The sequence below is a fragment of the Pseudoclavibacter sp. CFCC 14310 genome (assembly GCF_008831165.1).
Taxonomy (GTDB): Bacteria; Actinomycetota; Actinomycetes; order Actinomycetales; family Microbacteriaceae; genus Pseudoclavibacter_A.
The window spans coordinates 369,484-390,877 of the sequence record NZ_WBKC01000004.1 but is presented as its reverse complement, the minus strand read 5'-3'; the positions used below and the strand labels follow the sequence as shown (position 1 = coordinate 390,877).

At 64.4% G+C, this 21,394-nt stretch carries 18 protein-coding genes; 14 read left to right on the top strand and 4 right to left on the bottom strand.

Translation table 11 applies throughout. The features are described from left to right. Positions 1 to 245: 245 nt before the first annotated feature. From dnaB to F8O06_RS11255, 7 genes are all read left to right on the top strand, one after another. Complete coding sequence (gene dnaB, locus F8O06_RS11285; RefSeq protein ID WP_158031742.1) at positions 246 to 1,700, top strand: replicative DNA helicase; 1,455 nt, start codon at positions 246 to 248, stop codon at positions 1,698 to 1,700. 277 nt (positions 1,701 to 1,977) lie between these two features. After that, on the top strand, positions 1,978 to 3,810 hold the full coding sequence (locus F8O06_RS11280) for an N-acetylmuramoyl-L-alanine amidase (RefSeq protein WP_192496939.1): 1,833 nt from the start codon (positions 1,978 to 1,980) through the stop codon (positions 3,808 to 3,810). 58 nt (positions 3,811 to 3,868) lie between these two features. Further along, positions 3,869 to 5,464 (top strand): peptidase C39 family protein, encoded by a 1,596-nt coding sequence (locus F8O06_RS11275; RefSeq protein WP_192496938.1) that lies wholly within the window; start codon positions 3,869 to 3,871, stop codon positions 5,462 to 5,464. A gap of 46 nt (positions 5,465 to 5,510) precedes the next feature. Beyond that, a complete protein-coding gene (locus F8O06_RS11270; RefSeq protein ID WP_158038643.1) occupies positions 5,511 to 6,125 on the top strand; it encodes an HdeD family acid-resistance protein in 615 nt (204 codons plus the stop codon). Then, positions 6,122 to 6,604, top strand: coding sequence for a hypothetical protein (locus tag F8O06_RS11265; protein ID WP_158038642.1), 483 nt, complete (start codon positions 6,122 to 6,124; stop codon positions 6,602 to 6,604). The genes F8O06_RS11270 and F8O06_RS11265 overlap by 4 nt, the downstream gene beginning before the upstream one ends. 280 nt (positions 6,605 to 6,884) lie before the next feature. Continuing rightward, positions 6,885 to 8,336, top strand: a complete 1,452-nt coding sequence (locus tag F8O06_RS11260; RefSeq protein WP_158038641.1) for an aspartate ammonia-lyase — start codon at positions 6,885 to 6,887, stop codon at positions 8,334 to 8,336. A 69-nt stretch (positions 8,337 to 8,405) separates the two neighbouring features. Beyond that, a complete protein-coding gene (locus F8O06_RS11255; protein ID WP_158038640.1) occupies positions 8,406 to 9,311 on the top strand; it encodes a LysR family transcriptional regulator in 906 nt (301 codons plus the stop codon). On the opposite strand, the gene solA is transcribed toward F8O06_RS11255, so the two are convergent. Then, complete coding sequence (solA, locus tag F8O06_RS11250; RefSeq protein WP_158038639.1) at positions 9,292 to 10,419, bottom strand: N-methyl-L-tryptophan oxidase; 1,128 nt, start codon at positions 10,417 to 10,419, stop codon at positions 9,292 to 9,294. The genes F8O06_RS11255 and solA overlap by 20 nt on opposite strands. A 262-nt stretch (positions 10,420 to 10,681) precedes the next feature. Here solA and F8O06_RS11245 point away from each other — a divergent pair, with 262 nt between their 5' ends. The 7 genes from F8O06_RS11245 to F8O06_RS11215 all read left to right on the top strand — a co-directional run bounded on the left by F8O06_RS11245 (position 10,682) and on the right by F8O06_RS11215 (position 17,803). Then, positions 10,682 to 11,632 carry a transporter substrate-binding domain-containing protein gene (locus F8O06_RS11245; RefSeq protein WP_158038638.1) on the top strand — a complete coding sequence of 317 codons (951 nt, stop codon included), beginning with the start codon at positions 10,682 to 10,684 and terminating at the stop codon, positions 11,630 to 11,632. 83 nt (positions 11,633 to 11,715) lie between these two features. Continuing rightward, positions 11,716 to 12,618, top strand: a complete 903-nt coding sequence (locus F8O06_RS11240) for an amino acid ABC transporter permease (RefSeq protein WP_158038637.1) — start codon at positions 11,716 to 11,718, stop codon at positions 12,616 to 12,618. Further along, the gene (locus F8O06_RS11235) at positions 12,615 to 13,376 is read left to right on the top strand and encodes an amino acid ABC transporter ATP-binding protein (RefSeq protein ID WP_158038636.1); all 762 of its coding nucleotides are present in this window, start codon (positions 12,615 to 12,617) and stop codon (positions 13,374 to 13,376) included. The genes F8O06_RS11240 and F8O06_RS11235 overlap by 4 nt, the downstream gene beginning before the upstream one ends. A 3-nt stretch (positions 13,377 to 13,379) precedes the next feature. Continuing rightward, entirely contained in the window at positions 13,380 to 14,123 is a 744-nt protein-coding gene (locus tag F8O06_RS11230; RefSeq protein WP_158038635.1) for an SDR family NAD(P)-dependent oxidoreductase, read from the top strand. Between the two features lie 64 nt (positions 14,124 to 14,187). Continuing rightward, entirely contained in the window at positions 14,188 to 15,114 is a 927-nt protein-coding gene (locus F8O06_RS11225; RefSeq protein WP_158038634.1) for an NAD(P)-dependent oxidoreductase, read from the top strand. Positions 15,115 to 15,197: 83 nt separating this feature from the next. Next, entirely contained in the window at positions 15,198 to 16,370 is a 1,173-nt protein-coding gene (locus tag F8O06_RS11220; RefSeq protein WP_192496937.1) for a pyridoxal phosphate-dependent aminotransferase, read from the top strand. Positions 16,371 to 16,417: 47 nt separating this feature from the next. Then, positions 16,418 to 17,803 carry an NAD-dependent succinate-semialdehyde dehydrogenase gene (locus F8O06_RS11215; protein WP_158038632.1) on the top strand — a complete coding sequence of 462 codons (1,386 nt, stop codon included), beginning with the start codon at positions 16,418 to 16,420 and terminating at the stop codon, positions 17,801 to 17,803. Positions 17,804 to 17,837: 34 nt separating this feature from the next. Here F8O06_RS11215 and F8O06_RS11210 read toward each other — a convergent pair whose 3' ends face one another. The 3 genes from F8O06_RS11210 to F8O06_RS11200 form a co-directional block, all read right to left on the bottom strand. After that, complete coding sequence (locus F8O06_RS11210) at positions 17,838 to 19,130, bottom strand: MFS transporter (protein ID WP_158038631.1); 1,293 nt, start codon at positions 19,128 to 19,130, stop codon at positions 17,838 to 17,840. 303 nt (positions 19,131 to 19,433) lie between these two features. Further along, positions 19,434 to 19,838, bottom strand: a complete 405-nt coding sequence (locus F8O06_RS11205; RefSeq protein WP_158030558.1) for a tautomerase family protein — start codon at positions 19,836 to 19,838, stop codon at positions 19,434 to 19,436. 67 nt (positions 19,839 to 19,905) lie between these two features. Then, positions 19,906 to 21,252 carry an aminotransferase class III-fold pyridoxal phosphate-dependent enzyme gene (locus F8O06_RS11200; protein WP_158038630.1) on the bottom strand — a complete coding sequence of 449 codons (1,347 nt, stop codon included), beginning with the start codon at positions 21,250 to 21,252 and terminating at the stop codon, positions 19,906 to 19,908. Positions 21,253 to 21,394 lie beyond the last annotated feature (142 nt).

The following is a 21,394-nucleotide window of genomic DNA, read 5'->3' as shown; positions in this document are numbered from 1 at the left end:
GGTTGGGGAGAGTTCTCACCAGGTTATCCACAGAAAGATTTCGTGGATGGGGATAACCTGCAGCCCGAGGGGTGCACAATTCGGCCTGAGGTGCATAGAGTGGTGCGGGCTGTCTCTCGACGAGGTGCGGGCAGCCACCTCGACTGACCACGGTGTGACCGTGCGGCGCTCCGCACGAGGAGCGATGTCGCAGGGTGCTGTCATGCTGACGGCGACGGATCGCACGGCGGAGGAGGCCACTCATGATGAGCATCGCAAACATCACGGGCGACGCCTCTGGTGGGTCTCGCTCGAAAGGCGACTGGAAAGACGACCGCCGTGGTGGGTCTCGCGGCGAAGGGTTCGCAGGCACGCTCTCCGGAGTCGACCGCACTCCGCCGCATGACGATCTGAGCGAGCAGTCGGTGCTCGGCGGCATGCTGCTGAACAAAGACGCCGTGGCAACCGCTCTCGAAGAGGTCAAGGCCACCGACTTCTATCAGCCGAAGCACGAGATCATCTTCAACGCGATCTTCGACCTGTACTCGAAGGGCGAGCCGACCGACGTCATCGCCGTGACCGACGAGCTGACCAAGACCGGACAGATCTCGCGCGCCGGGGGCATCGAGTACCTGCACACGCTGACCGCCATCGTGCCGACGGCCGCAAACGCCGGTTACTATGCGCGCATCGTCCAAGAGAAGTCGCTGCTGCGCCGCCTGGTCGAAGTTGGGACGCACGTCGCACAGCTCGGCTACAACGCCGAGGGCGAAGTCACCGATCTGGTCAATGAAGCGCAGGCCGAGATCTACGGGGTCGGCGGCAAAGATCAGTCCGAAGACGTGAGCCCGCTGTCGGCGGCGGTCGAGAAGGCCATCGCCGAGATCGAATCGGCCAAGGGGCGCGACGGCTCGATGACCGGCGTGCCCACGGGCTTCGTCGATCTCGACAAGCTGACCAACGGCCTGCATTCCGGCCAGCTGATCATCGTGGCTGCTCGACCCGGTCTCGGAAAGTCGACTCTGGCGCTCGACTTCGCCCGCTCTGCGGCCATCGCGCACAATATGCCCACGGCGTTCTTCTCGCTCGAGATGGGGCAGACCGAGATCGCGATGCGACTGCTCTCGGCCGAGGCGGGGGTCGAGCTGCAGAAGCTGCGCAAGGGCATGCTCGACGGTCAAGACTGGACCACGATCGCTTCGACGCATGGGCGCATCAACGACGCGCCGCTCTATCTGGACGATTCTCCCAACCTGACGTTGGTCGAGATTCGTGCGAAGTGCCGTCGTCTCAAGCAGCAGATCGGCCTGAAGCTCGTCGTCATCGACTACTTGCAGCTGATGACCAGCGGCAAGAAGGTCGAATCGCGTCAGCAAGAGGTCAGTGAGTTCTCGCGCGCACTCAAGCTGCTGTCGAAAGAGCTGAACGTGCCGGTCGTCGCCCTGTCGCAGCTGAACCGTGGCCCAGAGCAGCGACAGGACAAACGGCCTGCTCTGAGCGATCTGCGTGAGTCAGGCTCGATTGAGCAGGATGCCGACATGGTGATTCTGCTGCACCGCGAGTCGAGCTACGAACCCGGAGCGGTCTCGGGCCTGGGAGAGGCCGAGATGATCGTGGCCAAGCACCGTAACGGCCCGACGGCGAACCTGCGAGTGGCGTTCCAGGGGCATCTGTCGCGTTTCGCGAACATGGCGTACAGCGACGTCGAAGAGCCGGTCTAAACGGGCGGTGCATTTGCTGTCCTGCGTGTTTTTTGTCGGATAATATCCGACAAATGTGCAATATTGCAGCAAGGTAAACGATTGTTGCGAAGTAGTGAATGCACGGTGCCTCTACGGTCCACGCTCCTAGAGTGACTCTTGTCCCCCAGAGCTGACAGCCTGTCCAAAGGTCACTGTCAGCTCAGTCACATGTGCGTAGTGTCGCGCCTTCGTGAAAGAGTCCCACATGCCCATCTCTCGACGTCACTTTCTTCTTGCTCTGAGTTCGGCTGCTGCCGTGAGCACACTGAACGCCTCGCGGCCACCGGCCGCCGTCGCCGCAGAGGTCTCCGCCGGCCTCGAAGCGGCGGCCGCAGACCATCAGGTGCCGATATCCGTCATCGCAGCCTTCTGCGTGCTCAACCACGATGGCTCGAACTCCCAATCGGGCCTTCCGACGACCCTGGTCGACGGATCCTCTGCGCGTCAGGCGAGAGACGCAGCGTACGGCGGCAGCGCGCCGGCTCCTGTCGACCAGCTGGGTGAAGCCGTTCGGCTCTCCGGCCGACCTGCACAAGAGGTCGTGAGCGATCCGGCGGCCAATCTCCAGGCGGCTGCAGCGCTGCTCGCCGACGCTCAGCGACAGTCCGGTGGAAGCCTGGGGCAGGACACCGACCCTGCCGACTGGATCGCGGCGGCGACGCTGGTGAGCGGCCGCCCGTCTCTCGACGCTCAGACTTCGTTCGCTGACGGTCTTCGCGAGCGTCTGAAGCAGGGCACGACGCTGAAGGTCGGCCGTGACGTCGTGCGCCAGCCGGGTCGGTCAGTCGACCGAACCGGGAGCGACAGGGCGCTGCGCCGACGCCGCGACCGGTGGCATCACGCAGTGCCGTCGTCATCGCCCGTCGACGCGCCGCGCGACCTCGGCGTGGAGTGGGTCGAGGCGCCATATCTACAGACGGGCGCCGGCGTCGGAGACTACGGCAACCATGACCTCGGCGACCGGCCGCGCAGCCCCTCGCTCGACATGGTCGTCATCCACGACACCGAGTGCTCATACGATCAGGCGATGAACCTCGTACAGGATCCGAACTACTTGGCGTGGAACTACACCGTTCGCTCCTCAGACGGAAAGATCGCCCAGCACCTGCGCACCAAAGACATCGGCTGGCACGCTGGCAATTGGTACGTCAACACGCACGCCGTCGGCGTCGAGCACGAGGGGTACGCGATCAGCGGCACCGAGTGGTACACCGACGCCATGTACCGCAGGTCGGCTCGTCTGGTCGCGTATCTGTGCGAGAAGTACCGCATCCCGGTCGACCGCGGCCACATCCTCGGACACGACCAGGTGCCCGCTCTCAAGACTGAGGGCATTCGTGGCATGCACTGGGATCCGGGACCGTTCTGGGACTGGGAGCGCTACTTCAGCCTGCTGGGCAGGCCTCTCGACCGAGGGACGACGCCGGCAGGACGTCGTCTGCGCCCGGGCAGCACCGTTCGGATCCTGCCCGGATTCGCCGAGAACCTGCAGGTGATCACCGGCAGCTCTGCGCAGGGCACCCTCGACGGTTCGCCGACCTCGTGCAACTTCGTGCCGCTGCGCACCGCGCCCGACGACAACGCGCCGCTGCTCGTCGACGTCGGACAGCATCCGAATGACACCCCCACCACCGACGTCGCCGATGTCGGCGCTCGTGCCTCGGCGGGCACGGACTACGTCGTCGCCGACGTACGCGACGACTGGATCGCAGTCTGGTACCTCGGTGCTCGCGGCTGGCTGCGCAACTCGGCCCAGCGGCCCGTCGTGCGGGTCGTGTCGCGGCCGACGGTCGCTGAGATCCGGCATGACGACACGGCGGTCTTCGGTGCCGCCTACCCAGAGGCCCCGGCCTTCACGAATGCGGCGGATGTGGTCGAGGCCCCGCCTCTCGTCTACCGGCTCGGGCGAGGGCAGCGCTATGTGGTCGTCGACGACCGACCGGCGACCGACTACTACCGCGCGCAGACCTTCGATCCTGACACCCCCGGCGATCATGTCGACATCGTGGGGCGCACCCAATACCTCTTGGTGTATCTCGGGCACAGACTCGCCTTCATCAAGCGGGATGACGTGAGGCTGCACCGCTAGGTCCTGAGCCGAGGCAAGACTGCCGTCATCCCACAGCATGCGTGGAAGGAAGAGATTCGTGAACAGAAAGACGCTTCGTGCGGCGCTTTCCGCCCTGACCGCGATCGGGGCCGTGCTCATGATCGGGGTGCCCACCGCGACAGCCGCTGAGCTGCCGCAGAGTGAGGCCCAACCCAGGACGGCCGACTTTCAGGCCTGGGACTCGGCAGCAGACTTCAGCCTCGGAGAGAGGACGGGAGTCGAGATCGACCGAGACGAGACGCTGAGTCTGACGTCGATGCCCGAGGGGCGTACGTCGTATGCCGACCCCTTCGCAGATCATCGTGCCGCTGTCGAGTATGAGACCGGCACATGGACGTCACCTGTGCACGACATCGGCTTCGAGGCCTCAGACGCCATCGTCTCGTGGAACGCGACGACTCCGACCGGCACCTGGGTGCAGAGCGAGATGCGCGGCCGGCATGCCGACGGAACATGGACCGACTGGTTCGTGATGGGGCGTTGGGCCAGCGGCATGGACTTCGCTGCCGGCGACATCCACCGCACCTCGGTCGACGGGCAGTCGAACGCCGATGGAGACGTCTACACCGACACGTTCTCAGCCGCCGACGGCAGACCGATCGTGAGCGACCAGGCGCGGGTGACCCTGCTGCGGCCGGTCGGGGCGCTCGCCGATGTGTCGGTCTCACTGGTCAGCGTCGTCGCCTCTCGTCCTGCCACGGGAACCACGACGACCAGCACGTCGAGCATGACAGAAGACACCGTGCTCGACGTGCCGCAGCTGTCACAGGAGATCCATCGCGGAGAGTACCCGGAGTTCGACAACGGCGGCGAGGCCTGGTGCTCACCGACCTCGTCGAGCATGGTGCTCGGGTACTGGAAGAAGGGGCCGACGTCGGCAGATCTGCAGAGCGTCACAGCGCCGAACGGCGACCCGCAGGTCGACTGGGCGGCGATGCACACCTATGACTTCGCATACGAAGGGGCGGGGAACTGGCCCTTCAATACGGCATACTCCGCGTCATTCGGTCTGAAGAGCTTCGTGACCAGGATGCCGAACCTGGCCGAAGCCGAGACGTACATCGCCGCAGGCATTCCTCTCGTCGCATCGGTGGCGTTCACGCAGGCCGAACTGCCCCAGGCAGGGTACTCGACGAACGGACACCTGCTCGTCATCGTCGGATTCACCGCTGCGGGCGATGTCATCGTGAACGATCCGTACTCGCCGACCAACGCGGATGTACGGCGAATCTATCCCCGTGCGAACTTCGAACGGGTCTGGCTGAAGGGCTCGAACGGCACCGCCTACGTCACGCTGCCGCAAGGTCACCCGCTGCCCGGAGAGGCATCGCCCGTGTCTCCCACGACGCCAACAGACTCCGACCCTGCGAACCCGAAGTCGTCTCCGGCTGGCCCGACGGCACCTGCCGTGCAGCAGAATCCCGTGCCATCAGCGGGTGCGGAAGACCAGCAGGGTGTGCCGAGCTCGTCTGGCACGGCAGGCGACCAGCCGCAGCAGCTTGCGCAGACCGGATCTGACCTGGCGGCTTGGCGTGCCGCTGCTGCTGCCGCGGCAGGAGTCACGCTGGCCGGGCTCTTCACCGCCATGGTCGGTCGTCGCAGGAACGTGCGTCGGCTCGCTCGCGGCAGGTGAGACGATGGCGCTGGTCGAAAGGCAGCTCGACTAGACTCAAGTCGATATGAATGAGATCTCTGTGAGCGAACGAGCGCTCATCACGACTGTGACGCCCAAAGCCTGGTGGTGGGTGCTCGCTCGCGGCGTCGTCAGCGCTGCCGTGGGCGTGATCATCACTCTGAGCCTGAACCACACCGATCAGTTCACCGCAGTGCTCTTCGCGATCTGGGCCGTCGGCGTCGGCATCTCGCTGGTCGGTTTCGCCGCCGCAGGCCTCACCGAGACGATGTCTCGTTTCTACGTCGGCGTGCTCGCAGGCGTCACGGTGCTGGCCGGCGTGCTGAGCACGTTCTGGCAGGGTATGACCGACCAGCCGATCTCGACGCTGATTGCCGTCTGGGCGATCGTGGCCGGGCTGGTCGAGCTCTTTCTCGGGCTGCGTCTGTCGGCCGGGTCGGACATGCGGGCCGACCACATCATCGCCGGAGCGCTCACGGTGCTCTTCGCCGTTGCGGAGTTCTTCGGCGGGGCAGGCACCACTTGGGCGGCCGGTCTGCTGGGTTTCTACGCTGCCCTGGTCGGCGTGCAGCTCATCCTGGCAGGCGTCGGACTGCGCGGCGTCGGCCGCAGGGCTGCTGCCGACGGCGAAGAATCTGAAACGGAGCAGCGCAACGCATGACTGAGCAGCACGAATCGGCGTCGAGAAAAGAACCCGAAGACGCAAACCGCAGAGCACAGGAGCAGAAGCGCCCGCCGATGCAGGCTCGCGCGAAGCCGTACGAGATCGTGAGCCTCGCGGGAGTCTTCAGCGTCTTCGCCGCGGTGGTCGTCATGATCGGCACCCGTTCGGTCACTCTCACTGCGACCGCTTTCGGCGTCGCGTTCATCGTGGTGCTTGTCGTGTTCGCGACTCTGGCGCTGACGGTGAAACCCGATCAGAGCGAGAAGCAGGAGATTGAGCGCGAGCGGCGGCAACGCGAGATCGACGAAGCGATTCGCCAGGAGGCCGCTCGCATCGAGGCACAGACTGAGCGGGTCAAGAAGCTCAACGATCGCATTCAGGAAGAGCAGGCCGCAGACGCAGCCGCAGAGGAGGACACCGGCGAGGGCACCGGAGACGGCACCTCTGAGGGCAAGATGGGTGACTCGCAGCGCTGACCGCTCAAGGCCGCCTCTCACCGAACTCCGCCGTAGTCTCGTCGGCTGACGTGTCGAGACTGCTGACGCCTGCGGTGTCAGCATGATGGCGGCGCAGGGCTGTGGGCGGGCCTGCGCGAGCAAGCGCCGTGGCGGACCACCGCTGGCCGTGCCGGCCGGTCTCTGTTAATACAGACGACACAGCCGCTCTTCTAGACTGTTCGACATGCAGCAGGCAGACGAGGGCCGGCTGCGCAGGTCATGCGACCGCTTCAGTTCCCACAAGGAGAAAACACCGCGCATGAGCAAGATCATGGATGCCCAGACCGTCACCCCGCCCACCGCGGACATACGCCAGGAGACCGATCTGCTGGGCTCGCTGGACATCGACAATTCGCACTATTACGGCATCAACACGGAACGTGCGCTCCACAACTTTCCGATCACGCACAAATCAGTCGGCAACTATCCGGAATTCGTCAATGCTCTGGCCGTGCTGAAAGAGGCTGCGGCCTCGGTGAACGCCCGTCTGGGGCTCATCAAACCCGACACCTCGAAAGCGATCGTTGACGCCTGTGAGCGCATCCGCTCGGGAGCGCTGCACGATGAGTTCGCCGTCGGCATGATCCAGGGCGGCGCTGGCACGTCGACCAACATGAATGCCAATGAGGTCGTGGCCAATGCCGCCCTCGAAGAGATCGGCGCCGCAAAGGGACGCTACGATCTGATCGACCCGCACAATGACGTCAACTGCTGCCAGTCGACCAACGACGTCTACCCCAGTGCCATCAAGATCGCCCTGCTGCTGATGCTCGACGAGCTCAGCGAGGCGTTGGCCTATACAGCCGATGCCTTCGCGGTCAAAGAGAGCGAGTTCGCGCATGTGCTCAAGCTCGGTCGCACCCAGCTGCAGGATGCCGTGCCGATGACGCTCGGCCAGGAGTTCGGCACCTATGCAGAGATGATCCGCGCTGACATCAAGGTGCTGGCGGCCGCACGTGCGCTGCTCAAAGAGCTGAACATCGGCGGCACTGCCATCGGCACCGGCATCAACACTCCACCTGAGTACGCGCCGGCGATGATCGTCGAGCTGAACCGACTGACCGGGCTCGGTCTCTTGGGTGCCGGCAACCTCGTCGAGGCGACACAGGACGTCGGCGGTTTCGTGCAGCTCTCAGGCGTGCTCAAACGCATCGCGGTCAAGATCTCGAAGGTCTGCAACGATCTGCGGCTGCTGTCGAGCGGCCCGCGTTCGGGCCTGGGCGAGATCAACCTGCCTCCGGTGCAGGCTGGCTCGTCGATCATGCCCGGCAAAGTGAACCCGGTGATTCCCGAGGTGGTCAACCAGGTCGCGTACGAGATCATCGGCCACGACGTGACCATCTCGCTCGCGGCCGAAGGTGGGCAGCTGCAGCTGAATGCCTTCGAGCCGATCATCGCGCACTCGCTCTTCGAAGAGATTCGTCATCTCGAACGCGCTCTGCGCACACTGACCGATCGCTGCATCGTCGGCATCACGGCCAACACCGAGCATCTTCGCGAGCAGGTGTGGAACTCGGTGTCGATCGTCACCGCTCTGTCGCCCGTGCTCGGCTACCAGACGGCCACGCGCGTTGCGCAGGAAGCGCTGGAACAGAAGCGCAGCATCCCCGACATCGTGCGAGAAGAAGGACTCATGAGCGATGAGCAGCTTGAGGCCGCTCTGCTGCCCGAGCACCTGATTCACCCGTGGATCCCGGTGGTCGAGGAGTGAACTGACCCTGCGAACGGCGATCGGGCTGCCACTGTGCCGCGACTCACACGGCCGGTAGAGTAGTCAGTCATGCACATCGAGATTCGAGAGGCACATGCCTTCTCAGTGCTCGCTGAGAGTCTGAGCTTCACGAAGGCCGCCGCATCGCTCGGCGTCTCGCAGTCTGCGCTCAGTCAGACCATCACGCGACTTGAGACCAAGGTCGGCTTCGCCCTGCTGCGGCGTTCGTCCAGGATGGTCATCCTCACTCCGGCTGGCGAGACCGTTCTTGTGGCCGTGCGACGGCTGCTGCAGACCGAGTCGAACCTGCAGGAGACCGTGCAGGCGATGACCACGGCCACTGACCCGTCCGAGCGGCTCATCCCGGTGCGCATCGGGGTGGCCATGACGCTGCTGCTCGGCTTTCTGCCCCAGGTGCTCAGCCAGGTCGATGGAATACTGCCGCTGATCAGGCGCATGGGCGAGTCGCGGCAGTCACGGGCGTTTGCCCACGGGGAGCTGGACATCGGCTTTCAGCGCGTGTGGGAGACCGCCGGGCCAGGTCTCATCCCGGTCGGCTCGGAGCGACTGCTTCTGGCCTGTCACGCTGATCATCCGATGGCGACGGCCAGCGCGGTCCATGTGTCCGATGTCGCCAACGACCGGCTGCTGCTCTTCCCGCGCGAGGTCGCACCGGTCGCCTACGACACCATCATCCGTGCGCTCTCGAAGAGCGGGCGGCATCAGCCGTTCGTCAGGCACTATGAAGACGAAGGCGAGCTTCTCGGACTGGTGGCCTGCCGAGTCGGTGTGGGAATCGTGCCAGAGAGCATGGCCAGACTGCGCAGCCCCGACATCGCGTACGTTCGCATGGCGGGCCCGGAAGCCGTCAGCCCGATCGCGATCAGATACGACTCATCCAGCACGGGCACGACGCAGATCGCACAACGACTCGCTGCGGTCGCATCCGAAGTTCTCAGTGCCCGGCGACGCTGAACCGTTCGTCGTAGAGCGCCGGGGCGTCGTCCTCGGTGAGTTGGGCGGCCAGCTCGCCGTAGACCGGGGCGAACTTGAAGCCGTGCCCGCTGAGACCGGCGAACGTGACCACACGACCTGAGTCGGATCGATCGATGATGGGCACTTTCGTCTCGGTGAACGCGTCGGGGTGCACGCTGTAATGGACCGGTTCCGGGTGCAGCGACGGAAAGAACGCAGCCGCCTCACGACCCAGTTTCTCCAACACCGCGGAATCGAGGGTGCGAGGCATGCTCGTGACCGACTCGACAGGAGGCAGGCTGCGATCCGGGCTGACTTTGACGCTGTAGCCCTCGAGCGCAGGTGCACCGAAGAAATGCACACCGTCGCGGTCGCGAATGAACGTGGGAAAGGCGCCGGGGGCGAAGTCCTGGATGCGCTGCGGCATGAACCAGGTCAGGATGAGCGGATAGATCTTGACCAGATCGGTCAGCCGAGGGTCGAGCTTCTGCCCCCAGGCACCGCCCGCGACGATGACCTGTTCGGCCAGATAGGTGTCGTCATCGGTCTGCACGAGCACGCCGTCGCCGCGCTCCTCTATCGAGCGAACTGGAGTATTGCCGCACAGTTGAGCCCCGAGAGACCGGGCCTGCTCGAGTGCGCTGAACACAGCCGCCTCTGGGCGCAGGCCGCCGCCCAGGTAGTCCAGCACTCCTATCTCGTCGTCGTGCACGCGCATCTGCGGGTAGGCCGCTCGGAGGTGCTCGGCATCGAACGTCGTATGCGGCAGGTCGTGTCGTCTCACACTCTCGATGACGTTGCTGATCGAGGCGGCACCCTGCTGCCCGACCGAAAGGGTTCCGACCTTCAGCAGCAGGTCTCGGTGCGACAGCTGCTCGAGCTCGACCCAGAGCTCCCGGGCGCGCAGCAGCAGGGGTACATACATGCTGCCCTCATGGTAGGCGGTGCGAAACAGTCGCGACTCGCCGGTGAATCCGCCAAAGGGGTGCATCAGAGGAAACTGCTCGAGGCCGATCACCTGTCGACCCCTCTCTGCGAGGCGCCAAGCCGCCATGGATCCTACTGTGCCGAGACCGACGACGACGACATCGGCTTTTGTTACTGACATCTGTGCTCCTGGAAACGCTCGATGTGGAATGCCGCTAAGGCAGTGGACGTATCCACCGTCCTCCCAAATCCCACGTCAGCGCAAAGCCGGCGAGCAGGCGTGCTTATAGATGTATTCAGTCTGCTCATGCCCGGTCGGCCCGTGCGGCCTCGACGCGTGCGAACGGCCGAATCAGTAATGAAGTGTTCACAAAGCGAAATCTCAAGGTAAAGGTCCGCTCTTACCGTGATCAACGTTCACAGCACGACCTGAAGGGTGCGACATGAAGCAAACACTGAAGACACGCAGATTTCTGCGCAGCATGCTCACGGCGGGGCTGGCTGTCGCCTCGACCGTGGCGCTGACCGCGTGCAGCGGCAACACCGCTTCGACCAGCGGCGGCGACGATATCAAGCAGGGGCTCAACACCTTCGACAGCGTCGAGGCCTATCAGCCCGCTGTCGATCTGCTGCCGGCCAGCGTGAAAGACGCAGGCACGCTGAAAGTCGTGATGAACGTCGGGTCTGCGCCGACGAAGTTCTTCGACACCGACGGAAGCACGATCATCGGGCTGAACCCCGACGTGGCACGGCTCTTGGGCAAGACGCTCGGGATGAACGTCGACATCGAGAACGTGCAGTTCGACGGCATCATCCCAGCTCTCGAAGCGAGCCGGTTCGACTTCGCCGTGGCCAGCATGGCGACCAGCGCAGATCGCGTCAAGGTTCTCGACATGATCGACTACGGGCACTGGGGAAGCGTCCTGGTGACGCCGTCGTCGGGCTCCGACCTCAATGGTGAAGAAGACATGTGCGGCAAACAGATCGGGGTGCAGCAGGGATCATTCCAGCAGAACACCACGCTGCCGAAGGTCAATCAGACGCAGTGCCTGGACAACGGGAAGCCCGCGATCAACGTCGTGACCCTGCCGAGCATGCCCGAGGCTCTGGTTCAGCTGAACTCGAAGCGTCTTGACGGCGTCGTCGGGGATACCCCGAACATGACGTACAGCATTCAGCAGCAGCCTGATCTGAAGATCGTCGGTCCGGTGAACAAGTCCGGTGACACCACCGTGACGCTGGCGACCAAGAGCGGCAGCGATCTCACCCCGGCGCTCACTGAGGCGATGAAGCATGTGATCACCCTTCCCGAGTACAAGGAGAGCTTCTCGGCCTGGGGTCTGCAGGATTCGACCGTCAGCGAAGTCGGCGTGCACACCGCCACGCAGCCGTAGCGGGATCATGAGCAGGGCGTCGGCGGTGGCGTCGACGCCCTGCTCCTCTCTGCCAGATCCCACATACTCGAGACAGGACCCCTATGACTGACATCCGGAAACCCTACCGGCCGAAGACCCTGGTCATCGGCTGGATCATCGCTGTGCCATTGGTCGTGCTGCTGATCGTCTTTCTGGCGACCAACGAACGGTTCCGATGGCAGGTGGTGGGGCAGTACCTCACCGCACCCGCGATTCTGAGCGGCGTCTGGCTGACCATCTGGCTGACCTTCGTCTCGATGCTGATCGGCGTGGTGCTCGGTGTGATCCTCGCCGTCATGGTGAGGTCGAAGTCAGGTCTGCTCTCATGGCTGGCCTCGGGATACATCTGGTTCTTTCGGGGCACTCCTCTGCTGGTCCAGCTGGTGTTCTGGTACAACCTCTCTGCGCTGCTTCCCTCACTGTCGGTCGGCAGCACACAGATCGACATCAATGCGATCATCACGCCGATGACCGCTGCCATCCTCGGCCTCGGCCTCAACGAGGCCGCCTACATGGCAGAGATCGTCCGTGCCGGCCTGCTGAGCGTCGACAACGGTCAGAAAGAGGCAGCCGAGGCGCTCGGTCTGCGACCGGTGCAGGTGCTGCGCAAAGTCATCCTGCCGCAGGCTATGCGCGCGATCATTCCGCCTACCGGCAACCAGGTCGTGGGCATGCTGAAGAACACTTCGCTGGTCAGCGTGCTCGGTGCTGCCGACCTGCTGCATTCGGCGCAGGTGATCTACTCGATGAACTTCCAGACCATCCCCCTGCTGATCGTCGCCAGCCTCTGGTACCTCGTGCTGACGACCGTTCTCTCAGTGGGGCAGCACTATCTGGAGCGGTACTTCGGGCGCAGCCTGACGAACCGCAACTTCAAACGCAAAGCGCCGGCAGCAGGGACTGAGCAGATCATGACCGTGCCGATTCAGACCGTTGATCTGAAAGATCAGGAGGACGCAAAATGACCGAGCAGATCAGGATCTCGCACGTCGACAAGTCGTATGGCGAACGGCAGGTGCTGTTCGACATCGATCTCAGCGTCGCCAAAGGTGAGGTGGTCTGCGTGATCGGGCCCTCCGGCTCTGGCAAGTCGACCATGCTGCGATGCGTGAACAGTCTGGAAGAGATCGACTCCGGCGAGATCAACGTCGACGGCGAACTGATGGGCTACTCGAAACGAGGCGACGTCTACACCCGGCTGTCGCCCACAGCCTTGGCTGCGCAGCGCGAGAACATGGGCATGGTCTTTCAGCGGTTCAACCTCTTTCCGAACCTGACTGCGGCAGACAACATCGCTCTGGCGCCGCTCATGGTGCGAGGCCGGCCGAAGGGCGAGGTCATGCAAGAGGTGCAGGCTCTGCTCGAAGACGTCGGACTCAGCGGTTTCGGCGACTACTACCCGGCTCAGCTGTCCGGCGGCCAGCAGCAGCGCGTCGCGATAGCGCGGTCGCTGGCGATGCACCCGACGGCGATGCTCTTCGACGAACCGACCAGTGCGCTCGATCCCGAGCGGGTCGGCGAGGTGCTGAAGGTCATGAAGAACCTGGCGCGCGAGGGCATGACGATGATGGTGGTCACGCATGAGATCTCATTCGCGCGTGAGGTCGCCGACCGTGTCGTCTTCATGGACGAGGGACGCATCGTCGAAGTGGGGGAGCCTCAGCAGGTCATCGACGCGCCCGAGCACGCCCGGACGCGTTCGTTCCTCTCGAAAGTGCTGTGATCCATGAGCGCACCTGCCGCTGACGGCGCAGCCGGACTCCGGTCTGAGGCTCGGGTGGCGATGGTCACCGGGGCGACGCGTGGCATCGGGCTGGCCGCAGCGCGCCTGCTGGCCGCACGAGGCTGGGCGCTCTCACTCGGCGTGAGAGACGTGGACCGCGTTCCCCCTGATCTGCGCGATCTCGACGACCGCCGCATCCTGACTGACCACTATGACGCGGATGACCTGGCGACTCCCGTCTCTTGGCGTGCGGCCACGAGAGCGCGTTTCGGTCGTATCGACGCTCTGGTGCACTGCGCCGGAATCAGCGGCGACGACCCGTTCGACACGGTCGACGCCTCCGCTCTCGAACAGGTGTGGCGCATCAACACACTGGCACCGACAGTGCTCGCTCAGACGGTTCTGCCTGATCTGCGCCGCAGCGGCAGTGGTCGCATCCTGCTGACCGCCTCAATGTCAGGTCGGCGAGTGCGGAACGACCACATTGCCTACACCGAGAGCAAATTCGCCGTCATGGGCCTTGCGCACACCCTTCGCAGAGAGGCTTGGGACGACGGCGTGCGCGTCTGCGCCCTGTGTCCGAGTTTCGTTCGCACCGACATGACGTCAGGCGTCACCAAAGTCGACCCATCCGAGATGACCCCGCCTGAGACGATCGCCGAGCTCATCGCGACGGTGATCGAGCTGCCGAACACAGCCTCGATCGCAGAGCTGGCGGTCAACTGCAGGCTCGAAGACACTGTCTGACCCATCTGAGCTGTGACCGAGAGAGCAGCGCTGCGGCCCACGAGCGCCACCCGAAAGGAGGCCGATGATGCACATCGCCACTGTTATCAGCGACGCACGTCTTGACGATCAGCTGCGAGAACTCCAAGCCACGCTCGGTGCGAACTGGCAGGTGCAGGCGAAGCGGGATTTCGCCGAGGCCGATCCTGCAACCGTCGCACTGGTCGTGCCACCGGGCACTTGGCTCGGTGAGGAGCAGATCGACAGACTGGCTGCTGTGCGTGTCGTCGCGACGACGTCAGTGGGCACCGACCATGTCGATGTCGCTGCTCTGGAACGCAGAGGCATACCGGTGGTCACGCCGCACGGCTTCAATATGCGTGAAGTCGCCGACCACACGCTTGCCTGTGTGCTCGCGTCGACGCGCGACATCGGCAACGGCGTGAACATCGTGCGATCCGGTGGCTGGGGGTCGCTCCAGACGAAGCCGCGTCGCATCTCATCGACCGTTCTCGGTCTCGTCGGCTTCGGAGACATCGCGCGGCTCGTCGCCACGGATGCGCTGGCGCTCGGAATGCATGTTCTCGTCTGCAACAGGTCACCACTGCCTGCGGCATTCCTGAACCTCGGGATCGAACAGACAGACTTGGCCACGCTGATGGGGCGATCACACATCGTCTCGGTACACCTGCCGCTGACCGCCGAGACTCGCGGGCTCATCGACGGCGCTGCATTGGCCGGAGCGATGCCCGGCGTCAGCATAGTGAACACGGCACGCTCGGGGGTCGTAGACGAAACTGCGCTTCTCGACGGTCTGCACAGCGGCATCGTGAGCCAGGCCTGGCTCGACGTGCTGCCCACGGAGCCGCCGGACGAAAACGATCCGCTGCTGCACTTGGACAACGTCTTCGTGACACCGCATATGGCCTGGCTGTCGCCCCAGTCACGTGTGGCCGGATACCGCATCGTCGGCGAACGCATCGAGAGACTCATCCGAGACAGCGAGCGCTGACTCCCCAAGCGACCAGACAACGCCTGACGCATCGTCGGACGCAGAGCGTCGGCCATCGCCGACCCTCGAGAAAGGAACCCATCGTGCACCTCAGCAGACGCGCACGTTCGCTGCAGTACTCTGCCATCAGACAGATCTCCGAGAAGGCCAACCGCCGAGGCTCAGACATCATTCGACTGGACATCGGCGAGCCGGACTACCCGGAGCCTCCACTGCTCGCCGAGATCATGCCGGACATCGTCGCCGCCGGCAGCTTCTACGCCCCGACTGCCGGGCTGCCCCGCCTGCGCGAGGCGCTTGCGGCACGGCACTCGCGCACCTTCGGCTGCGAGATCTCGCCAGAGGCGGTCATCGTCAGCGCAGGCGGAACCGGTGCTCTCAACACCGCTATGGCGCTGTTGGCCGATGAGGGAGACTCCATCGCCATTCCCACACCTGGCTATCCCAACTACCGCACGCTGGCTCCGCTGCTCGGCTTCACGACGAAGACCTATGCTCTTGACCCGGAACGAGGGTGGCAGCCGGATCTCGATGAGATCGAGCAGCTGTTCGCCAACGGCACGAGAGCAGTGCTGCTCAACTCGCCGCAGAATCCCGCAGGGTGCGTGCTCGACGCAGATACGGTGCTGCGCATCGCAGAACTGTGCCGTCGCTATGACACCTGGATCATCTCGGACGAGGTCTATGCGGCTATGCAGTTCTCGGGTCAGCCCATCAGCGCCTTCGCCTTGGCGCCAGATCGCGTGATCAGCGTGCACTCGTTCTCGAAGGAGTTCTCGATGACGGGCTATCGCATCGGGTATGCGCTGGTTCCCGAAACATGGCGCGAACGGTTTCCGATGATGATGATGGGCCTGATGGGGTCGCCGTCGTCGGTCTCTCAGAGTGCGGCCCTGGGCCTGGCCGAAGAGCGGGTCGACGGCATGCGAGAGTTCTATCGGCGTCGTCAGGCGCTGGCAGGCCGCCTGCTTGAGGCGGAGGGAATCGAGTCGTGGCAGCCGTCGGGCACGTTTTACCGGCTGATCCGTCTGCCCGAAGAGGTCGTCGACTCGTTCGAATTCGCGTTGACGCTCATCGACCACCAGGTCGCCGTCGTGCCCGGACTGGCCTTTGGCGACATTCCCGGCGTCGGCACGCGCTATGTTCGACTGAGTCTGACTCAAAGCGACGACCAGATCAGCGCAGGGGTGAGGCGCATCGCACAAGCGCTGCGAGACGTGCCGGAACAATTCCAGCGGCGCACAACTCAGAGCTGAGCCAGTGAGCAGGTCACTGGCCCAAGAACGAACAGAACTGGAGCATCATGGCATATCGATCGATCAATCCGTTTACCGAACAGGTCGAGCAGGAGTTCCCCTTCGCATCCGATGCCGAAGTCGAGTCTGCACTGCAGCAGGCGCAGGACGCCTTCGAGACATGGCGACAGACCTCTCACGAACACCGCTCGGAGCTGCTGACGCGCGTTGCTGACGAGCTGCACGACGTGCGCGATGAGTACGCCCGCATCCTCACTGCAGACATGGGCAAGCTGCTTGCCGAGGCCTCTGCAGAGATCGACTCCTGCGAACGCATTCTGCGCTGGTACGCCGAACACGCCGCCGGCTATCTGCAGCCCCAGGTGCGGCCGTCCGGCTCATATGTCGGTGGAAGCTACGAAGTCGTGCCCACTGCGACCGGTGTGATCTACATCGTCGAGCCCTGGAACTTCCCGTACTATCAGATCGTCCGGGTGCTTGCCCCACAGCTGGCGGCTGGCAACGTGGTCATCCTGAAACACGCGTCGAATGTGCCGAGGGCCGCCGCCGCCTGGCAGAAGCTCATGACGCGGGCCGGGGCCCCAGAGGGACTGTTCACGAATCTCTTCGTCACTCACGAGCAGAGTGCACGGATCATCGCAGACGACCGTGTTCGTGGTGTCGCGCTTACCGGATCAGAGGCCGCGGGAGCGGTGATCGCGGGCCAGGCTGCCCAATCGCTGAAGAAGAGCACGATGGAGCTCGGCGGTGCGGATGCGCTGATCGTGCTCGAAGACGCAGAGGTCGAGAAGGCTGCGCGCTGGGCGGCACGTGGCCGGCATCGCAACGCCGGTCAGGTTTGTGTCGCTTCGAAACGCATGATCGTCGTCGACGCCGTGTACGAGCGTTTCGTCGAGGCCTATCGCCAGGCGGTGCGTGAGCTTGTGGCGGGCGACCCGACCGCACCTGAGACGACCTTGGCGCCGCTCAGCTCTGAAGGCGCGCGAAAGGGCCTCATCGAACAGGTCGAACGCGCTGTCGCGAACGGGGCCCATGCCGAGACCGTCGAGATCAGTGTGCCCTCCACAGGGTGGTTCATGCAGCCGGTGATTCTCACCGGCATCGACGCCGACAACCCGGCCTATCTCGAAGAGTTCTTCGGTCCGGTGACCCAGTTGTACCGAGTCGCCGATGAGGATGCGGCGGTCGCGCTGGCCAATTCCAGCCCGTATGGGCTGGGTGGGTCGGTGTTCACCGCCGACACTGCTCGTGGGCGCTCAGTCGCTGAGCGCCTTGACACCGGTATGGTCGCGATCAACCGCCCGGCGCTGGGAGGCCCCGATGTGCCGTTCGGCGGCACCAAGCGCTCCGGCTACGGGCGTGAGCTCACAGACCTGGGGCTGCTGGAGTTCGTGAATCTCAAGGTCGTCGGCGTCGGCGACATCGACGGCTGAGCCGAATCGCGCAGTGCGGCTCGCTCGTGAGAGCTCAGCTCGACGCTGGGCTCCGCGAAGCAGCCGCACCCGGCCGCTTCGGCAGCAGAGTTGCCGCGATCAGGGCCGCCACCAGACACATCGTGATGATGCCAAGCGCCACACCCGCCCAGTCGAACTCCTCGAAGACGCGCCCGAGCATCCACCCGAACACGCTGTTGCCGACGTAGAAGACGAGCTGGTAGATCGCGGTCGCCTGCGAGCGGCAGGGGCCGGCGATCAACGAGGTCATGGCAGACGTGACCGGGCTGGTCACGAAGTATCCTGCGGTGAAGAGGGCGACGCCCAGCACGATGACGGCCAATGGTGCGGTCAGGGTGAGCGCAGCGCCACCGATCATCATGCCGATGCCGGTGTAGAGCAGGCGGCGATGCCCGAAGCGTCCGGCGACTGACCCCGACCACCTCGCCGTGAACGTGCCGACGAGATAGACCGTGAAGACCATGCTGGTGACGGCAGTGCTCAGACCATATGGCGCGGCCTGCAGGTGGTAGCCGAGAAAGCTGAACAGCGACAGAAAAGATCCCATGAGCAGGAAGGGCTGCGCGTAGGTGCCCCAGAGCGCAGGCGTGGTCAGCGCCATGGTGAACCGCTGCCAGGCCGACAGCGATGGGACAGGGGATGCGACGGTGCGTTCCTGCCGCGTCTGCGCAGCGGCGGCGGCAGTGACATCCTCTGTGCGCAGCCGCGAGGGCAGATAGCCGTGCGGGGCAGGCACGGCTATCACGAAGATCGAGCAGGCGACCACACAGAGCACCGCGACGGTCATCAGCCCCAGCTGCCAGCCGAAGTGCTCTGAGACGAGACCGGCGATGAGACGCCCGAGCAGGCCGCCGATGCTGTTTCCAGACACGAACGCGCCTGCCGCGGCGGTGACGCGGCGTGCGGGCAGCTCGTCGGCGATGTATGTGACAGCGATCGCCGGGATGGCGGCAAGCGCAAGGCCTTCGATCAGGCGAGAGCCGAGAATGAGCGGCAGCGAGTGCAGGAACGGAGTGACGAGGCCGATGACGGCGGCAGACACGGCCGACACCTTCATCACACGCACTCGCCCCCAGCGGTCTGCCGCAAATGCCCACGGGAGCACGCCTATCGCAATGCCCGTGGTGGCCATCGAGATCGTGAGCGCGGCCTGGGAGGGATCGACACCGAAGTCGGCTGAGATCTCTGGCAGCACCGACTGCACGCTGTAGAGCTGGGCGAAAGTTGCGAAGCCGGCTGCGAAGAGTGCGAAGACGATGCGGTGGAAGAGCGCGTCGGTCGCGTCTGGCCGCGATTTGGCGGGCATGAAAGCTCCTGTGTGAGAGTGCGCGGCCCGCACGCAGACATTCTGATTCGCGAACCGGCACGATCATACTGCCGTTGTGTTTCTGCGGTGTGACAAGCGGCACGCCTCGGCCGCATTCCGCCCCGTCGACTGGCTGCGGCAGGCGATGAACTCTCGGCACACCTGGCCGAAAAAAATACAGCCAGCCGCGTGAAAGGCGGTCAGGCATCGAGGTGATGCCGACGGCTCTTTCAGCGAGCTGGCTGTATCTCAGCCGGCTGTGTCGTCAGCAGGCCGGCAGCTGCTTTGCTAGATTGCTGCGCGTCAGCGCTTCGGCACCCCCAGCTCGCCCGTCACATACTGGGCACGCCCGAACCCGAAGGTCCAGTCATTGGGCGTGTTCTCGAAGTAGCCGAGAAAGATGTCTTCGCCTGCCACTCCGACGGCCGCGAGGTTCTCGGCGATCTTCGCGTAGAGCGCCTGCTTCGCCTCCGGCGTGCGGCCACCCTGCGTGAACACGTGAATCATCACGACGCCGTCGCTGCGCTCGAAGCCCAACCCGGCATCTTCGGCGATGATCTCGCCCGGCTCGTGCTTCGTGATGATCTGGAACCGGTCACGCACCGGGATCTTGTAGACGTCGACGATGGCGCTGTGGATGCTGTCGGCGATGGCACGCACGCTGGCGTCGTCGCGGGTCTTGTTCACGTCGATTCTGACGAGGGGCATGTTGGGGATTCTCTTTCTCTGTGTTCGAACGGATGCGGAATTACGTGAGTGGTGTGCGGCCCGCTGATCAGGCCTGAGCGGCCTCGTCGGCGATCGACAGGGTCTCGTCGATGATGTCGAGGCCCTTCTTCAGCTCGTCGGCGGTGATGATCAGGGGAGGCGCGATGTGCACGCGATTGCCGTGCACGACCGGCCACAGGCCCTTCGCGATCGCAGCCTTCTCGATGGCGACCAGCGGGTTGTTCTCGCCGCCGGCCTCGATTGCGGGCAGCGCCTCGCGGGTGGTGCGGTCACTCACGAGCTCGATCGCGGCGAACAGGCCTTTGACGCGGAACTCGCCGATTGAGGGATGCTTCGCCTGCATCTGCTCGAGCCACGGCACCAGCACGGTGCTCTCGAGCTCGCGCACATGCTCGAGCAGGTGATCGCGTTCGAACACTTCGAAGGTCTTGACGCCGATGGCCGCGCCGAGCGGGTGCCCCGAGTAGGTGAGGCCGCCTGAGTACTTGCGCTCGTCGAACGTCGCGGCGATGGCGCCGTTCATGATCACGCCGCCCAGGGGCGAGTATCCCGAGTTGACGCCCTTGGCGAAGGTGAGCAGATCCGGTGTCACGTCGAAGCCCTGCACGGCGAAGAGGTAGCCGGTGCGGCCGAACCCGACCATGACCTCGTCGGCGATGTACTGGATGCCGTACTTGGTCGCGAGCTCGCGCACCCCCTGCAGATAACCGGGCGGCGGCACCAGCACGCCGTTGGTGCCGACGACGGTCTCGAGGATGACGGCCGCGATGGTGTCGGGGCCCTCAGAGAGGATGGTCTGTTCGAGGTGGGCGAGTGCACGCTCGGTCTCCTGCTCCGGGGTCTCGGCGTAGAACGCCGAGCGGTAGGCGAAGGGGCCCCAGAAATGCACGACCGAGGGGTCGGGAACGACAGGCTGCATCGTGCGGCGGCCCTCGCCCGTGAGCGCGATGGCTGTGCCGGTCGCCCCGTGGTAGCTGCGGTAGCTGGCCAGCACCTTGCTGCGGCCGGTGAACTCGCGGGCCAGTCGAACGGCGTTCTCGTTGGCGTCTGCTCCGGCGTTGGTGAAGAACACCTTGCCGTCGTTGATCGGGCCGTTCTGCACGATGAGGCGAGCCAGTTCGCTGCGTTTGTCGTTGGCGAATCCCGGGGCGATGGTCGCGAGGGTCTGAGCCTGGTCGATGATGGCCTGGATGAGATCGGGATGCTGGTGGCCGAGATTCAGGTTCACCAGCTGTGACGCGAAGTCGAGGTATTCGTTGCCGTCGTAATCGCTGAAGTAGACCCCATGCCCGGTCTTCACTGGAATGGGGTGGATCTTCTTCTGCGCCGACCAGGAGTGCAGCACGTAGCGTGCATCCTCTTCGACGACGGTTGCTGCATCGAGCTCAGTCATGAGTGAACCTCTCTGTGTGGTGCATCGCGAGTGGGACAGTGCCTGTGGCGTGCCGGCTGCGCGGGTTGATTGCTGTCAACGATATGAGGCTTGAGGTGCGAGAACGCGCATGATTCCGTTCATCTTCGCACTGTAATGTAGA

Excerpts from the sequence above, each read along its gene's own strand:
- dnaB (WP_158031742.1), top strand. The coding sequence starts at position 246 with ATGAGCATCGCAAACATCACGGGCGACGCCTCTGGTGGGTCTCGCTCG.
- F8O06_RS11270 (WP_158038643.1), top strand. The coding sequence starts at position 5,511 with ATGAATGAGATCTCTGTGAGCGAACGAGCGCTCATCACGACTGTGACG.
- F8O06_RS11265 (WP_158038642.1), top strand. The coding sequence starts at position 6,122 with ATGACTGAGCAGCACGAATCGGCGTCGAGAAAAGAACCCGAAGACGCA.
- F8O06_RS11260 (WP_158038641.1), top strand. The coding sequence starts at position 6,885 with ATGAGCAAGATCATGGATGCCCAGACCGTCACCCCGCCCACCGCGGAC.
- F8O06_RS11255 (WP_158038640.1), top strand. The coding sequence starts at position 8,406 with ATGCACATCGAGATTCGAGAGGCACATGCCTTCTCAGTGCTCGCTGAG.
- solA (WP_158038639.1), bottom strand. The coding sequence starts at position 10,419 with ATGTCAGTAACAAAAGCCGATGTCGTCGTCGTCGGTCTCGGCACAGTA.
- F8O06_RS11245 (WP_158038638.1), top strand. The coding sequence starts at position 10,682 with ATGAAGCAAACACTGAAGACACGCAGATTTCTGCGCAGCATGCTCACG.
- F8O06_RS11240 (WP_158038637.1), top strand. The coding sequence starts at position 11,716 with ATGACTGACATCCGGAAACCCTACCGGCCGAAGACCCTGGTCATCGGC.
- F8O06_RS11235 (WP_158038636.1), top strand. The coding sequence starts at position 12,615 with ATGACCGAGCAGATCAGGATCTCGCACGTCGACAAGTCGTATGGCGAA.
- F8O06_RS11230 (WP_158038635.1), top strand. The coding sequence starts at position 13,380 with ATGAGCGCACCTGCCGCTGACGGCGCAGCCGGACTCCGGTCTGAGGCT.
- F8O06_RS11225 (WP_158038634.1), top strand. The coding sequence starts at position 14,188 with ATGATGCACATCGCCACTGTTATCAGCGACGCACGTCTTGACGATCAG.
- F8O06_RS11215 (WP_158038632.1), top strand. The coding sequence starts at position 16,418 with ATGGCATATCGATCGATCAATCCGTTTACCGAACAGGTCGAGCAGGAG.
- F8O06_RS11210 (WP_158038631.1), bottom strand. The coding sequence starts at position 19,130 with ATGCCCGCCAAATCGCGGCCAGACGCGACCGACGCGCTCTTCCACCGC.
- F8O06_RS11205 (WP_158030558.1), bottom strand. The coding sequence starts at position 19,838 with ATGCCCCTCGTCAGAATCGACGTGAACAAGACCCGCGACGACGCCAGC.
- F8O06_RS11200 (WP_158038630.1), bottom strand. The coding sequence starts at position 21,252 with ATGACTGAGCTCGATGCAGCAACCGTCGTCGAAGAGGATGCACGCTAC.